We start from the raw sequence: 14974 nt of genomic DNA on the forward strand, positions 1-14974 counted from the left end.
GTTACCTCGTGTGTTGTTGTATCAGAGTTGTTCTTTGGGATTGAGGGGAGATAGTGTATGAACCGGCATAAGCTCACGGAATGTCATGGTTTCATCCATTGTCTTTACGAGATCATCGATCTCACTCATCGGGATTGGGCGATAGCCAATCATTTCAGCGCTCACGTTGATTGTTTTTGTTTTTGGATTGAAGAAAGGATACCGGGTAAGATCCTTGTTATGTACATGACCATGAATCACCCATCCATCAAACGGCCTGATGAGCTCCTCTGGATCGTGAATAAAAAGATATGGGATCTCCCGGTATTGCATAAGAAGGCAATGAGACATAAATGGCCGGTAGGGATCGTGGTTTCCTTCAAGAAAGCTTATCCTTCCATTCAGCTGGTCAAGATAATATTCGGCCGGGTTCAGACTCTTATAGGCAAGATCTCCAAGGAATAGTACTCTGTCGGTCTTTTTTACGGTCCAGTTCCAGTTCCGGATGAGAATACGATTCATCTCTCCGGGATCACTCTGTAAAAACGGTCGCTTATAGCGGGGAATGCTGTTTTCATGACCAAGGTGGAGATCACTGATCGTGAAGATCTCTCCATCATCCCGTTTATGCGGCCTTGTTATCTGATATCCCCTTTGAATTCTATATTCCCGGAGGGTTCTGCGTGCGTTTTTTCGTTGAACAGCCTGAAGAGGTGTGAGCCAGCGATCAAGTGGCAGATCGTATTCAGCAACAGTTTTCCTGTCCCTCCGCAGAACCATCCTCAGAATGTCAATCCGGACGGGCTTGCGAGGAAGATCATGGGGATAGAGAGTACGTGCATCTCCGGATTTCTTTCTGCTTTCTGCTATTCTGTTTTTTACCCTTTTATTCAGGCGAATTGCTACTCTCACGTCATTTTCAGGCACTAATGGCGGGATGGTTGTCATAGTTGCAGGGATTCCTGATACCATTGCATCCGCAAATGTATTCCCTCCGAGACTTATCGGTATTGTCCGGGAGAGATAATAGAAAAACGAACGTAAGCCTGGATTTGGGTGGAAAAGATAGAAGGAAACACTATCCTCTCCGGAAACAACAGGAGTTTCAAATGCCGATACCTGAATCTGTCCGGATCTCTGGCATGCATATGAAACAGCGATCATGATATCTTTCAGACTGCACCATTCATCTCCTGAGATAACAGCTCCGACAAGATAGGGATGTTGATCCGATCTCCTGCATAATCCGGAATCTCCACCCCACCATTCGAGTGCTCCAGGCAGCTTGGCATGCGGGATACCAAGTCGTAGATCCAGCTGGAACTTCTCATTTTCCCTCGTATTGGAAGCTATGCCTTGAATTTCAGAAATATTTGTATCGCTTGTTCCGCTGATCATGATCGGTCTGTCTTTGCTAAATCCTAATATTCAGGAACCGTCTTTCCGACTGCAGCTATATAAAGTGGCCATTCTGAATTTGGATCATTACCTATCAGCTGTGTAACCATTTGATCGTGGAAGAGATCGATTGGATGGACTTTATAATCGATACTTGCAGATGCCATAATCAGGGCCTGGCAGACGTGTCCTGCTTCAATCAGGACATTCCGGTATCCTCTGTTACCAAGTGCCCATACTGATCGGTAGGGAACTGCTGTCCAGATGAAGGTCACCGGAGCACGGGTGATCATCTTGAAATTCATGCTGGCAGTACCCATGGCAAATGGGAGGTCAGAATCCTCTCTGAGTAATACAATCTGATGTTTTGAAGGTATATACTGGTACAGGCCTGTTGGAATCCCCTCAATTTCCCCGGCAACAAAATAGGTATTTATCGGGTACCGTCTCCCGGATGAGGGTACATTTCTTATTATTGTCTCCCTGTCCTGAACAGTTTTAACTCCCTGCATACACCAGAGCAGGTAGGAGAGTTCCTTCAGGTTCATGGACGATCGTGAGAAGAACTCGACAGGCTCCCAATATTCAAGTGCATCCCGTGCAGAAACCTCCGGGAATTTGATCCGTTTTGGACTTGGCAGTTTTATTATCTTTGCATCTTCTGGAATGGAATTTTCCTTTCGCGGCTCTGGAACTCTCAATATCATATCAAATGTTGAGAAGTCCGGATAGCTGGTATTTTCCATGAATTCTTTCCCGGGATTGGTCATAGATCACCTGATTGCTGGTTGATTTGTTTTACTGTATTGAGGGGGAAACCCTCGGATTTTGTTAAAAAAAGTGTATGTTCAAGCTTCCTGAACATAGAGATTTGCATACACTTCCTTTCCCTTGGATTTCGGATGGCGTTCTCCGAGATCGCCTATATAATGGGTGAAGGTTGCCTCAGTTCCATCTATCTTCTGCTCGACAGAACCCACTTTTTTGAATCCCGGGAGCATGTACTGGACAGATCCAAGGACATAAATGTCTCCTTTTACCATCTGCCCTCCTACACGCCCCTGGACATTGCCTTTGATGACAACTGTTCCACCTTCTGCGTGGGTTGAAACATGGATGAAGGCATCTTTCTCGATGATGATGGTTCCCCCGAGCATAAATGTCCCGATGTCATTTCCAGCGCTTCCCCTGATTCGGATTGTTCCTCCCCTCATGCCGCGCCAGTCGCCACGATATGCGCACCCGACATGGTTCTGGGCGTTGCCTTCGACAACGATCTCTCCTCCTTCCATTGCAATGCCGCAGAATGAGTCAACATTCCCCATAACATGGATCTTTCCACCTTTCATCCATCCGCCGACATACATATCGGCGTTTCCCTTTACAGTGATGGATCCGGCAGTCATTTTGTTGCCGATATACTTAATTCTGGAACAATCTCCATCAATGAGTATAGCCGTCTCTTCAGCCGTGTTTCCGGACTGCCCGGCGATCTCAAAGTAATCACCAAGTGTTACTTTTGTTTTTCCCTCATGTGCATCCAGATCTGCAATCTGCTTCAGCGACTTTCCAGCGAACGCATCAGGGGTGATATTATAGCACTCAAGATAGAGTTCAGGCACTTTCGTTGGTTTTAATGTAATCTGAGCCATAATGCACCTCAGGCCTCCACATCAAATTCTATCACGTAGGGGTTTGGAGCCAGATAATCCCGTACCTGGTACGTGTCAGATCCAACGGTATAGTCCTTCAGGAATTTATCCTGAATATCCCGTATGACCTGCGGATTCTCTGCAACATTCGGCTTCACCCAGATCGTTCTCTTGTTGCCATGGCTGACGATATCGCCATCCTTCACAATAATCTCTCCGGATTTGATGAACCAGCATGCCCGGGCAAAAGCGTTCTCGATTGCTTCCGGATCAGATGGCATGTCCTTAACATTCAGGTCAAAGATACCAACATTGGCATCCATTCCCACACCAAGCCCGCCGAACATACTGGAGAGACCAAGTGCCTTCGCAGGGCCGGCTCTTGTCATCTGGGCAATCTCAAAGAGTGAGAGTTCCCTGTCTATGGAATGGATATTTGTTGCATCAATTACCTTGTCGGTATACTTGAATGATTCGAGGGTCTCTTCCCTGGCCTGCTTGCTCATCAGCCATTTGATGATCCGTGGATAACGGGTGAAGGGACCAGCATTTGGATGATCAGTGGTGATGAATGTCCGCATTGGATCAGCGGCATACAAGCCCATCTCAAGGCCGATTGCCCACTGGATGCCACTTACTTTGATGTTCTTGTCATAGACATAGGGAACAACTCCGGCGGCAGTCTCAACCTCCACATCGGTATTTGCCCATTTCAGATGGTTTAAGTTGGTGATGTGGTGCTCAAATGGTCCGTCGGCGGTCATGGTTGTGGTTTCATCAAGTGTCACACAGCCAAGATCAATGCTGATATTCTTCTGCTTGTTGACATAATCCATGACTTCCCGGGCTTTCGACTCGAAAGTCCCCCAGGAGTCTCCACCATATGAATGGAACTGGATGTGGGTGGAATGCATAACAGTGTCGCGTCCAAAGTTATTCTTTGCCGCAACCCCTTCTGCAAGACGGAGTGACTCCAGGGTAATCTCGTAGTTACCGGGATTTCCAAGATCGTTCTGGTGTATATGCATCGAATGTGGCAATCCAAGATACTCGTTTGTCTTCATCAGGCCGGTGATGATCTCAGCCGGAGTGATATCAAAGTACGGTACCGGATCGTTAAGAGTCAGGCAGTTTAATCCCCAGGCCCATGCTGCTGTGCCGCCGGGGTTGACGACTTTTATTCCATACCCTTTTGTCGCCTTGAGAAGCCATGCAATATAGGCTGCGGTATTCTCGATCTCGCCGTTTCTCAGATATTCAAACACAAACCAGTTGTTTGCAAAGACCGGAAGTGCTGCCTGATCGATAATTGGCGTATCATGAATTTCCTCATGCACGTGAGGTGAATGGAGCGGGGGCATTGCAGCCTCCATAACGAAGGCATATCCCATCCTCGCATAGTCATACCCGGTTTTAAAGGTGCTTGGAATCGAAAAACCACTCTCCATACGGTAGTTTTTCTGGGCATGAGGGCTCTTGAAGAGTTTATCCTCAGGCCTCATCAGGCGGCCGACATTCACTTTTGGTCCTGCAACATGGGCGTGGATATCCACGCCACCGGCCATTACCACCTTTCCACTGGCATCAATGACCTTTGCATTTGATCCAACACTCTCAACAATCTGACCATCCTTAATGGCGATATCTGTTACATCTCCATTGATGTTGCGGGTCGGATCAATTACAAATCCATTTTTGATCAGTATTTCCGCCATATTTACTGCTCCGCATTGGTTGCTGCCTTCGCATGATCTTTTGCAAGGAGCCAGATTGGTTCGGTCTCGGTGAGTTCGCACATCCGTTCATAGACTCTGTCGAACAGTTCTTCATCGCTTGGAACTCCCTCGGGTCCGTCAACGACCTTCTTGAACTGGATTGGAACGTTATCCATCCGGTAGACAACTCCTGGCTCTTCTACCCCGACAACCCGGACAGGGATATGAAGATCAGAGATCTCACTTGCCATGCAGATGTTTGGATCGACGGTGATAAACGGATGCTTCTTCAGCTGCTCGACGGCTCGAATCGGGAAATGTGCCCCTGCATCTGTTCCGACATTCACAAAGCAGTCAACCTCGCCTCTCATTGCAAGATCAATGGAACTTGTCTCACCCGGATTCATGTGTGCATGGGTTCCCTTGGAGAGATCGATACAATATGGGAAGCCAAACTGCCATGACCATACCTGGCCGGGTCCTGCAATGTTGTAATGTCCACGCATTGCCATAATCGAGGCCTTTGTATGGGCATTCAGGTCACGGGTCAGGCTGATTGCAATATCGACATTATGATTCCTCCCATCAGTATGGGTACATCCCATCCCGAAGAAGATCATGACGAAACGGGCGTTCTTCATGACTTTAGCCGCATCCACAATTCTTTTCTTTGGGATTCCGGCAACTTCATCAGGGATGTCATGTCCGCGGATTACGGTCCTGAATGCATCAAAGAGGTCATAATCCTGCCCCTGCTTCACCATCAGATGGTGGTCAGCCAGTTTGGCCGTCTCAGTCTCCCTTGGATCCACGCTGATAATAGTCCGGGTCATCTGGCCTTTGGCAGTAAAGGTTCCTCTTGGGAAGATTGAATATCTGGAGGTGTGGCGCGGGTGGGCATGCATCGGATTGCAGCCCCAGAATACGACCACATCAGCCCTGTTCTTTACTTCTCCAAGGGTACAGCTTGGGTAGCCGTTGTCAAAGATGGCAAGGAACGAAGGTCCATGGCAGATCGAGGCACAGTTGTCAAGGACCGCCCCTCCTTTTTCTGCAACACGCGCAACTGCACTCATACCCTCGCAGTTTGTCGATCCAAAGCCGTAAATAAGGGGCTTCTTCGCGGCGAGCAGTGTCTTTGCGGTATAATCGATGGCTTCATCATATGAAACTTCCTTCATACTGCCATCAGGCTGCCTCATTCTGGGCAGCTTCGGACGGCTGGGGCTTTGGGCATGGTGGAAGATTTCATTTCCAATTGCACACGCATTTCGGGTTTCAAGGACTCTCTTTCCGTCATCAGAGACAAGAACTTCTAGGTCATCACAGGATGCCCCACAATAAGGGCATCCGACCTGGGTGATCCATTTTGGCATAGTTAATTACCTCCTTTCCAGAGCCCGACAGCCCCCTGAACAAGTTCGAGAGCCGTCTTCACTTTTTCATTAATTGCGGGTTCGATTGTCACCGGAAAACCACTGTACTGTGGTGTTCCGGTTGACTGGGTTCGGGGGGGTACTACCTGATTTGCCCATACTCCCTGTCGGATATGTGCAAGTCCGGGAGGGCAGAACTGCGTCGGTTCAATTGCCGTCACAATGACTTCCCCCACCTCGCTCTTCACAAGGACATTGGTATTTTTCCATATGCCGAGTTTCTTCATATCCTCAGGATTCATCTCAACAATCGAACAGGCCTTGAAATATTCTGGAGTGGTCTTCCCTTTTTCCATGGCCACTCCCTCTTCAATGGATCGCTGTGTGATCATATTCAGCACGATCTTTTTCGTCATATTTCACCCTCCCTCTACTGCCGAAACTCCTTCAGCGGGCTTGGCCCGAGTTCTGTTACTGTCCTGACGACATCTTCTACGACCTTTGCCCACTTTGCACCCTCAGATGCCGAGACAAATGTCATTCTGAACCTTTTGTCTTCGATACCCATGTTCTTGAGGACACTCTTTATGAGGAACATCCTCTTTGCCGCCTTGAAGTTCCCTTCAAGGTAGTGGCAGTCACCGAAGTGGCATCCTGAAACGAGCACACCATCTGCACCGTTTGCAAACGCCTTCATGATGAAGAGGGTATCGACACGCCCGGTACACATGACCCTTATCGTCCTGATATCGGGTGGGTATTGTGTCCTTGCACTTCCTGCGAGGTCTGCTCCTGCATAGGAACACCAGTTGCAGATGATGCCGAGAATCTTTGGTTTCCATTCATCAGTCATTTACTGCTCACCTCCAAGGAGGAACGCATCAATCTGTGCAACAATCTGTGGTGTAGCAAAATGCTGCATCCAGATAGCACCACCCGGGCAGAACCCTCCGCAGGTCCCGCATCCTTTACATTTCGCTTCTGTGACCTGCATCACGGTTCGTCCGTTCTTCTCGACGAGATCAAGTGCCGCATATGGGCAGAGGTTCACACACATCCCGCATCCTGCACACTTCTCTTCAATACACATGGCAAAGTATGGTTCGAGCTCGACCTCTCCGACATGAATCGGAATCGATGCTGCTGCTGCTGCTCCTTCTGCCTGTGCCACGGTATCGGGGATATCCTTTGGTCCCTGGCAGACCCCTGCGAGGAATACGCCTGCTGTGGTTGTTCCACAGGGGTTCAGCTTCGGGTGAGCCTCGAGGAGCCATCCGTCCATGGACTGTGACACACCGAAGAGGTGGCGTACATGGTTTGTCTCTTCCGTTGGCTGGACCGCAGATGCCAGTACAACCATATCGAGTTCGATATCGACCGGCTGGCCAAGCAGCGTGTCTTCAGTGAGAACATGTGGGTTCTTCGTGATTGGATCCTCTTCAATCTTGGCCACACGTCCCCGGATGAACTTCGCTCCCTCATCCTGGATACGGTAATAGAACTCCTCGTACATCTTTCCAAACGATCGGATATCCATGTAGAAGAGATACGACTGTGATCCGGGAATCTTCTCATGCAGCTGATGTGCATGTTTCAGCGAATACATACAGCAGAACCTGCTGCAATATGGCTTGCCGATCCCGGTGTTGTCACGTGACCCTGCACAGAGGACAAACCCGATCTTCTTTGGTGTCTCTCCATCGCTCGGCCGTATCACCTTGCCGCCGGTTGGTCCGGACGCACAGATGAGCCGCTCGAATTCGAGTGAAGTGATGACGTTATCATACCGTTTGTATCCCCACTCGGTCTTCTTCTCGATCGGGAAGAGTTCGTATCCGACTGCAAGCACAGCGGTACCGACCTTGACGGTGACAAACTCGTCTTCCTGTTCGAGATCGATCGCCTTCTTCTCGCCGCAGATATCAACACAGAGTTCGCATTTCACACATGAATCGAAATCTATCGTGTAGATAAGCGGTACAACCTGCGGGTGGTAGATATAGATCGCCTTTCTGGGTGCCATCCCCATCTCGAACGGATTCGGCTTGATAACGGGACAGACCGCATCACAGTCTCCGCATCCGTTGCATCCTCCACCGACGATCCCGCGTGCCTCAGCCTCGGCCGGTGTGAGGACACCTCGTGCTTTCTTCCTGAGTGTGATATCGAAGTTGCCGATGTATCCCTCGACCTTCTCGACCTCGGTATACGTCATCAGCTCGATGTTTGGGTGCCTGCCGACATCCACCATCTTGGGTGTCAGGATACACTGTGAACAGTCGAGTGTCGGGAACGTCTTGTCGAGTTGTGACATCCTGCCGCCGATTGTGGGTGCCTTCTCGATGAGATAGGTCTTGATCCCCGAGCTTGCAAGATCGAGTGCTGCCTGGATACCACCGACACCTGCGCCGACAACCATTGCGGAATGCTCGACCGGTACCGACTTTGGGAACAGGTCTTCAAGGAGCGATGCCTTGGCAACTGCCATCCTGATCGCATCCTTTGCCTTATCCGTTGCTCCCTGGCGGTCATGCATATGTACCCACGAGTTCTGTTCGCGGATGTTTGCCATCTCGAACCTGAACGGGTTCAGTCCACCCTCTTTTGTCGCGGTACGGAACGTCGGTTCGTGCAGCCGTGGTGAACATGCCGCAACGACAATCCCGGTGAGATCATGTTCTTTGATCGCATCTTCGATCTTCTTCTGGCCGGGTGTCGAACACATGTACTGGTATTCGTCTGCCAAAACGACATTTGGAATCGTCTGTGCAAAATCCTGCAGTTCCTTGATATCAATGGAACCAGCGATGTTGGTACCACAGTGGCAGATATACACACCGACTCTTGGTTTTTGTGATTTTGTTTCATCAACCATAGTACACCTCACTGGAGTTTGTTCAGGAAAGGTTCACAGGAGATCCCATGGAGATCAAGTGCAAGATCCTGCGGGCTCATCCCCTGTGCAAGGCCGAGCAGTTCGTTGTAGTGGAGAACAGGAATTTTCCATTCAACACCGAACTTCTCTTTGATCTCGATCTGACCACGGTCAAACTGAAGCTGGCAGAACGGGCAGACCTCGGTTATTGCGTCGGCTCCCGCCTCGTTCATGTTGATCAGCTTCTCGTTTGTGATGTCAAGTGCATGTGCAATATCATATCCACGCACACCGCCACCGGCACCACAGCACTGCATCTTGTTCCGGTACTGCACCGGTTCTGCACCCAGTGCAGCAACAAGCTCCTCCATCCACATCGGGTTCTCGGTATCGCCGACACCTTCCGCTTCAAACTCACGCTCTTTGCGTGGCTTGAGCAGGTGGCATCCATAATGGACGGCAATCTTCACTCCTTTGAGTGGTGTTGTGATACTGTCTGCGAGCTTTGCCACGCCACAGATCTTCTCATCATAATAGATCTCGGCAAGGTGGCGGACATTGATCGTTCCCTTGAACTCCATGTCGATCTCTTTCAAGACCTCGTTGACGTCATCGCGGAGTTCGTCATGGTGTTTGAGTTTGTGGTTTACTTCCCAGATTGACTTGTAACATCCATTGCAGATGAGTGCGATATCGGTATTCATCTGCTCTGCAAGGACAAGGTTGCGTGCAGCCATTGCGTACCATACTTTGAGATCGATCGAGCCGAATGCTCCCGGTGCAGGACAGCATGATGCGCCCTTCAGTGGGAGGAGTTCGATCCCGAGATTTCTGCTGGTTTTAATGGCTGCGGACTCGATACCGGGATACCGGTTCGGTGCGATACACCCGAGGAAAAATGCGTATTGGTGTGTCTTTCCTGACATTACTGACCCTCCGCCAGAATTTCATCTGCTTTATCTTTCAGGCCGTAGTGGTCGAGAATCTTCTGGATACCCGGTATAAACTCAGCATATTTTGCTGTGGTCTCCGGCTCGGCTTCAAGTCCGAGTCTGACACGTGCTGCACGGTTCACATCGTTATTGGGGACACCATGTCCTGTCTTGTATATGAACTGGACGGTGTTTAAGAAGTTCCGTGGCACAATCTCGCGTTTGAATGCCAGATTTCTCATTGCCATGATAATATCGGTCGGTGCGATATCCCGTGGACACCGGTCGGTGCACGAATAACAGGTTGTGCAGAGCCAGAGGTCCGGGTCGGTGAGCGAATCGTTCTCGAGCCCGAGCACTGCCCGCCGGACAAACTTCCTGATCCGGTATGAGCTTCTCGGTGCCGAGGGGCATGACCCTGTACAGGTGCCACACTGGTAGCACATGTGTGCAATTGTCATCCCTATCTTCTCGACATTCTTGAGAAAATCAGGTGATGCATCTTCTGTGCGGTAATACCGGTCTGCCAGACGGACAGACAGGTTTTCATCGGAGTAACCCTTTGCTTTTGCCATAATGAAACCTCACGCCGTCTCCAATGCCTTCAGCTGGACTTCTCCGGCCTTATCTGCATCTTCACGCACCTGTGATGTCCGTGGAGTCAGAAGCTTCGCTTTGATCTTGTTGAACAGGTCGGTCTCTTTTCCTTTGACCCGGATGCCGGTCCGCCTCAGTATAATAATATCCTCGCCGGGACAGGCATTGACACAGGCGCCACAGAACATGCAGAAATCCTTGTTCACTGCAATGACGGGTTCAAGTTCGCGTTTCAGATCCTTTGCGGGCCTGGGTGTCGGCAGATAAATCGCATTACAGGGGCAGACCTCGACACAGGTTGAACACCCGGATGGGCATTTCTCTGCATTGAAGGTGATATCTCCCTCGAAGATCTTCTCGACAGTGATCGCCTCTTCCGGACAGTTCTGTGAACACCAGGTACAGGTACAACAGTCCTCTTGGACAATTGCAACCTTACCGGGCAGTTTCTTTGACTCGACTGTCCTTTCGACGGTGATTGCCTCTTCCGGACATGCCTCGACACAGACCTTGCAGGCGTCGCAGAGATCTTCATCCCAGACAACCTCGCCATCCACGGTTCCGGTTTCTGCCGTGAAGGGTTTGTGCTTGACATCGATTGCGGGACAGAGTGCACCACAGATGCCACAGTAGTTGCACTTCTCGTCATCAACCACAAACTCGGTCTTTGCAGTGAGTGCATTCTGCCGAAGAAGCCCTTCGTCGTCTGCTCCTTCAAATAATGGAACATCGCGGTCGATCGCTTCTCGTGGACAGACCTCGTCACAGATAGTACATCGGACACATTTCTCGTCATCGATCGTTGTGACCATATCGTACTCTGGGAACCCTTCCTTCTCAAGAATCGGGAGTTTCTCTTCGCCGTCTATCTCCAGGCTCAGCGCATTGAACGGGCACATAATGACGCATACGCCACAGTACGAGCATTTCTCCGCCTCGATGCTAACTGGTGCATCATCGACGGTTGAAACTACTCCTCTGCGAACGGCGCCGACCAGTCCCAGAGAGATTGCCTCTTCCGGACAGGCATCGACACATATGCCGCATCCCGTGCAGGTTTCGCTGTCTAAGATCAGGTGGTTGGTCTGTTTCAGGAGTCTCTGCTCCATTACGACCCTGACACCTTCTCTTGTCCTGGAGAATTTTGGAAACAAATTGCTCATAGCCATTGATGAATCCCTCTCTTCTCCTCCATTTAGTGGTGAGCTCCGACACCCTCAACAGGTGCCCGGTTCGTCTCCCACGGTCCTACCAGTCGAATGACATCGTAAGGACATGCCTCAACGCACACGCCGCATCCGGCGCAGAGCTCGTTATTGACGTCAAGAACAATCGCCTTTCCGTCCCGGACACTGTAGATCTTGTCGTTGGTGACAGGATCAACTGTGTACAGCTCCAATGCGTTTACCGGGCATGCAACAACACAATTGTTACAACCAGTACAACGCTCCAAATTGATATGCATTGCAAACGCCATGCTATCAGCACCAGCCTTTCTATCGATTTTAATCGATTACTGATCATGTTGTGGGATAATACAGATAAATCTTCGTGATCAATTTAGAATATAAGTTAACTATATCTAATTAACTAATTTGAACTCAAAATCTCTATTTGGAGGTTAATATTGGTTAAATGATGGCTGTATTAAGCCTGAATCCAAAAATGTTAATGGTGTAAAGTTATTATTTCATATGACTGTATGGTTAATTATTAATATTTGATAAAATGTACCGTCACTATTCTGTAAAAGGATTGATTAAATTAATTTAATGGGCTTTTTGCCGAATTTAAATTTTTATTGTTTCATAAATATCGATGTCCTCCAGTTCTCGCGAATTGTGTGGACAAAGAGGGCAGTGATTATAATCCCCAAAATGAGTGATTTTATCGTGGAAAAGTAAAAAAATTGGGTGTAATTATTTATTTCTTGATATAGATCTTGCCGTAGATCATCTTGCCCTTGGACTTTGGGTGCCGTTCGCCAGTGTCGCCGATGTACTCCGCGAACGTTGCTGTGACTCCCTCAACCTCAAGCTCGACATCACCGACATAGTTGAAGCCCGGCATCATGACATCGACGGATCCGAAGAGATAGATCTCTCCCCGAACCATCTGTCCGCCAAGGCGGCTCTTGGCATTGCCTTTGATGACAGTCTTTCCGCCATCTGCATGGGTCATGACATGGACATCGACATTGCCGTCGATGACGATCTCTCCGCCCATCATGTAATAACCGATGTCGGATCCTGCATTGCCTTTGACGTGAATCCGTCCGCCCTGCATCCCCCTCCAGTCACCACGATATGCGGCGGCGAGGTAGTTGCCTGCATCGCCTTCGACGATAATCTCTCCGCCCTTCATGGCGGTTGCGGCAAAGTGGCCGATATTGCCTTTTGCAGTGATCTTTCCGCCGATCATCCAGGCACCGACATACATGTCGGCATTGCCGTTGATGACAACTTCACCGGCACTCATGTGTGCGCCGATGTACTTCACCTTGGTAAGATCTCCGTTCACAACGACTTTCGTCTCTGCTGCGGTTGCTCCACCGCTTCCGGTGACAGTAAAGTAGTCTCCGACCTTGCAGGTTGTGTTTCCCATTGCAAGGGGAAGTGCAGCGATATCATCGGCCTTCCTGCCCGCAAGTGCATCGGGGTTGAAGACCTCAGCCTCAAGATACAGCGGGGGCTGTTCTTTGATGGTTAATGTTACAGTATCCATTCTTCACCCACCTCACTGTGTTGCATCGATCTCGAATACGTACGGGTTTGGCACATAGTGGTGTGCATAGACCTCGTAGTTCTTCTGGGAGACTGTGTAGAACTTGTTGAACTTCAGGGCGATATCGCGCTCGACCTGCGTGTTCTCATTCGTCTTCACATCCACCCAGAGTGTTCTCTTGTTGCCGTTGGAGACGATCTCGCCGTCATTGATGATCAGCTCGCCCTGCTTGAAGAGGAACGCAGCATTGCTAAATGCCGTCTCGATTGCTTCGGGATCAGATGCTGTCTCGGGGTTGTAATCGTAGATGGCGACATCGCCGCAGAGTCCGGGTGTCAGTGAACCATACATATGGGAGAGGCCCAGTGCCTTTGCCGTTCCTGCACGGGTCATCATCGCGATCTCATAGAGCGAGAGTTCGCGATCCATCGTGCTCAGGCCGGTTCTGTCACGGACCTTGTCCTCGTTCTTCATCCCCGCAAACACCTCGTCACGGGCCTTTGCGCTCATCAGCCATTTCATCACGCGGGGATACCGGGTGAAGGGACCTGCATTCGGATGATCGGTCGTCATGTGGAACCGCATGGAATCCTTTGCAAGGAGCGCGATCTCAAGACCGATCGCCCACTGGATACCGCAGACAAAGACATCGGGGCTGTAGACATACGGCACAACACCGGAGCCCGTCTCGAGCTCGACATCTGTGTTTGCCCATTTCAGGTGGTTCAGCTCACAGAGATGGTGTTCAAACGGACCGTCAGCAGTCATCGTCGTCGTCTCATCCAGCGTCACAAACCCGATATCACAGGTGATGTTCTTCTGAGAGTTGACGTAATCGGCGATTTCTTTTGCTTTTGACTCGAAATCGCCCCAGGTGGTACCGCCATACGAATGGAACTGGATATGGGTGTGGTGGAGCACCTGTTCACGACCAAAGTCGTTCTTCGCCGGGATACCTTCAGCAAGTTTCAGGGTATCAAGGGTGGTCTCGTAGTTTCCGGGGTTGCCGAGATTGTTGCCGTGCACATGCATGCTGTGCGGGAGCCTGAGGTATTCGTTTGCATCGATTAACCCTTTCACAATCTCAGCAGGGGTGATATCAAAGTAGGGTACCGGGTCATGGACACTTGTACAGTTCAGACCCCAGCCCCAGGCTTCGGTACCGCCGGGGTTGACGCATTTTATCGCAAAACCCTTCGTCATCCGAAGCAGCCATGCGATATATGCCGCAGTGTTCTCAGCTTCGCCATTTTTGAGGTATTCGAGGACAAACCAGTTGTTCCCAAACACCGGGTAGGCACCCTGGTCAATGATCGGGGTATCCCGCATCTCTTCATGGACATGTTTTGCATAGAACGGGGGCATCGCCGCTTCCATGACGGTGGTATACCCCATATCTGCATATTTGTAGCCTGTCTTGAAGACGGTCGGTACCGAGAACCCGCCGGACATCCGCTTGATGCCCTTGCCGGGTTCGTAGGTTGCCTGTCTCTTATCTTCAGGACGGAAGTTCCGGCCGATATTCACCTTCGGTCCGGCAACATGGGCATGGATATCCACGCCGCCAGCCATCACGGTCTTCCCGGCAGCATCGATCACCTTTGCTGAAGCGCCGACACTCTCGACAATTTTTCCGTCTTTGATGGCGATATCTTTCTTATCTCCGTTGATTCCCTGGACCGGGTCGAAGACAAAACCGTTTTTGATAAGGTATTCTGCCATTGTG

14 protein-coding genes are annotated in these 14974 nt (G+C 50.0%); all 14 read right to left on the reverse strand.

Annotation, left to right across the window (positions count from 1 at the left end):
• Window positions 1-21: 21 nt before the first annotated feature.
• The 14 genes from ACZ44I_RS02795 to ACZ44I_RS02860 all read right to left on the reverse strand — a co-directional run bounded on the left by ACZ44I_RS02795 (window position 22) and on the right by ACZ44I_RS02860 (window position 14970).
• Window positions 22-1377 (reverse strand): hypothetical protein, encoded by a 1356-nt coding sequence (locus ACZ44I_RS02795; RefSeq protein WP_464548953.1) that lies wholly within the window; start codon window positions 1375-1377, stop codon window positions 22-24.
• A 23-nt stretch (window positions 1378-1400) separates the two neighbouring features.
• On the reverse strand, window positions 1401-2147 hold the full coding sequence (locus ACZ44I_RS02800; RefSeq protein WP_464548951.1) for a SagB/ThcOx family dehydrogenase: 747 nt from the start codon (window positions 2145-2147) through the stop codon (window positions 1401-1403).
• Between the two features lie 78 nt (window positions 2148-2225).
• Window positions 2226-3029, reverse strand: a complete 804-nt coding sequence (locus ACZ44I_RS02805; protein WP_300328390.1) for a formylmethanofuran dehydrogenase subunit C — start codon at window positions 3027-3029, stop codon at window positions 2226-2228.
• Between the two features lie 8 nt (window positions 3030-3037).
• Window positions 3038-4744: a formylmethanofuran dehydrogenase subunit A gene (locus tag ACZ44I_RS02810; RefSeq protein ID WP_464548949.1), complete on the reverse strand. Its 1707-nt coding sequence runs from the start codon at window positions 4742-4744 to the stop codon at window positions 3038-3040.
• A gap of 2 nt (window positions 4745-4746) precedes the next feature.
• A complete protein-coding gene (locus ACZ44I_RS02815; protein WP_464548947.1) occupies window positions 4747-6120 on the reverse strand; it encodes a formylmethanofuran dehydrogenase subunit B in 1374 nt (457 codons plus the stop codon).
• Window positions 6121-6122: 2 nt separating this feature from the next.
• Window positions 6123-6536 (reverse strand): molybdopterin dinucleotide binding domain-containing protein, encoded by a 414-nt coding sequence (locus tag ACZ44I_RS02820; RefSeq protein ID WP_464548945.1) that lies wholly within the window; start codon window positions 6534-6536, stop codon window positions 6123-6125.
• A gap of 14 nt (window positions 6537-6550) precedes the next feature.
• A complete protein-coding gene (locus ACZ44I_RS02825; protein ID WP_464548933.1) occupies window positions 6551-6973 on the reverse strand; it encodes a hydrogenase iron-sulfur subunit in 423 nt (140 codons plus the stop codon).
• Window positions 6974-8995, reverse strand: coding sequence for a 4Fe-4S dicluster domain-containing protein (locus tag ACZ44I_RS02830; RefSeq protein ID WP_464548931.1), 2022 nt, complete (start codon window positions 8993-8995; stop codon window positions 6974-6976).
• A gap of 8 nt (window positions 8996-9003) precedes the next feature.
• Window positions 9004-9921, reverse strand: coding sequence for a CoB--CoM heterodisulfide reductase subunit B (gene hdrB / locus ACZ44I_RS02835; protein WP_464548929.1), 918 nt, complete (start codon window positions 9919-9921; stop codon window positions 9004-9006).
• A complete protein-coding gene (hdrC, locus tag ACZ44I_RS02840; RefSeq protein ID WP_464548927.1) occupies window positions 9921-10502 on the reverse strand; it encodes a CoB--CoM heterodisulfide reductase subunit C in 582 nt (193 codons plus the stop codon). The genes hdrB and hdrC overlap by 1 nt, the downstream gene beginning before the upstream one ends.
• Before the next feature lie 9 nt (window positions 10503-10511).
• Window positions 10512-11687 carry a 4Fe-4S binding protein gene (locus ACZ44I_RS02845; RefSeq protein WP_464551663.1) on the reverse strand — a complete coding sequence of 392 codons (1176 nt, stop codon included), beginning with the start codon at window positions 11685-11687 and terminating at the stop codon, window positions 10512-10514.
• A 32-nt stretch (window positions 11688-11719) separates the two neighbouring features.
• Window positions 11720-12001, reverse strand: coding sequence for a 4Fe-4S binding protein (locus ACZ44I_RS02850; RefSeq protein WP_464548943.1), 282 nt, complete (start codon window positions 11999-12001; stop codon window positions 11720-11722).
• Window positions 12002-12447: 446 nt separating this feature from the next.
• The gene (locus ACZ44I_RS02855) at window positions 12448-13248 is read right to left on the reverse strand and encodes a formylmethanofuran dehydrogenase subunit C (protein WP_464548941.1); all 801 of its coding nucleotides are present in this window, start codon (window positions 13246-13248) and stop codon (window positions 12448-12450) included.
• Window positions 13249-13260: 12 nt separating this feature from the next.
• The gene (locus tag ACZ44I_RS02860) at window positions 13261-14970 is read right to left on the reverse strand and encodes a formylmethanofuran dehydrogenase subunit A (RefSeq protein WP_464548939.1); all 1710 of its coding nucleotides are present in this window, start codon (window positions 14968-14970) and stop codon (window positions 13261-13263) included.
• Window positions 14971-14974: the final 4 nt, after the last annotated feature.

The organism is Methanocalculus pumilus, assembly GCF_055382585.1.

Excerpts from the sequence above, each read along its gene's own strand:
- ACZ44I_RS02850 (WP_464548943.1), bottom strand. The coding sequence starts at position 12,001 with ATGGCGTTTGCAATGCATATCAATTTGGAGCGTTGTACTGGTTGTAAC.
- ACZ44I_RS02815 (WP_464548947.1), bottom strand. The coding sequence starts at position 6,120 with ATGCCAAAATGGATCACCCAGGTCGGATGCCCTTATTGTGGGGCATCC.
- ACZ44I_RS02855 (WP_464548941.1), bottom strand. The coding sequence starts at position 13,248 with ATGGATACTGTAACATTAACCATCAAAGAACAGCCCCCGCTGTATCTT.
- ACZ44I_RS02820 (WP_464548945.1), bottom strand. The coding sequence starts at position 6,536 with ATGACGAAAAAGATCGTGCTGAATATGATCACACAGCGATCCATTGAA.
- hdrB (WP_464548929.1), bottom strand. The coding sequence starts at position 9,921 with ATGTCAGGAAAGACACACCAATACGCATTTTTCCTCGGGTGTATCGCA.
- ACZ44I_RS02795 (WP_464548953.1), bottom strand. The coding sequence starts at position 1,377 with ATGATCAGCGGAACAAGCGATACAAATATTTCTGAAATTCAAGGCATA.
- ACZ44I_RS02845 (WP_464551663.1), bottom strand. The coding sequence starts at position 11,687 with ATGAGCAATTTGTTTCCAAAATTCTCCAGGACAAGAGAAGGTGTCAGG.
- ACZ44I_RS02825 (WP_464548933.1), bottom strand. The coding sequence starts at position 6,973 with ATGACTGATGAATGGAAACCAAAGATTCTCGGCATCATCTGCAACTGG.
- hdrC (WP_464548927.1), bottom strand. The coding sequence starts at position 10,502 with ATGGCAAAAGCAAAGGGTTACTCCGATGAAAACCTGTCTGTCCGTCTG.
- ACZ44I_RS02800 (WP_464548951.1), bottom strand. The coding sequence starts at position 2,147 with ATGACCAATCCCGGGAAAGAATTCATGGAAAATACCAGCTATCCGGAC.
- ACZ44I_RS02860 (WP_464548939.1), bottom strand. The coding sequence starts at position 14,970 with ATGGCAGAATACCTTATCAAAAACGGTTTTGTCTTCGACCCGGTCCAG.
- ACZ44I_RS02810 (WP_464548949.1), bottom strand. The coding sequence starts at position 4,744 with ATGGCGGAAATACTGATCAAAAATGGATTTGTAATTGATCCGACCCGC.
- ACZ44I_RS02805 (WP_300328390.1), bottom strand. The coding sequence starts at position 3,029 with ATGGCTCAGATTACATTAAAACCAACGAAAGTGCCTGAACTCTATCTT.
- ACZ44I_RS02830 (WP_464548931.1), bottom strand. The coding sequence starts at position 8,995 with ATGGTTGATGAAACAAAATCACAAAAACCAAGAGTCGGTGTGTATATC.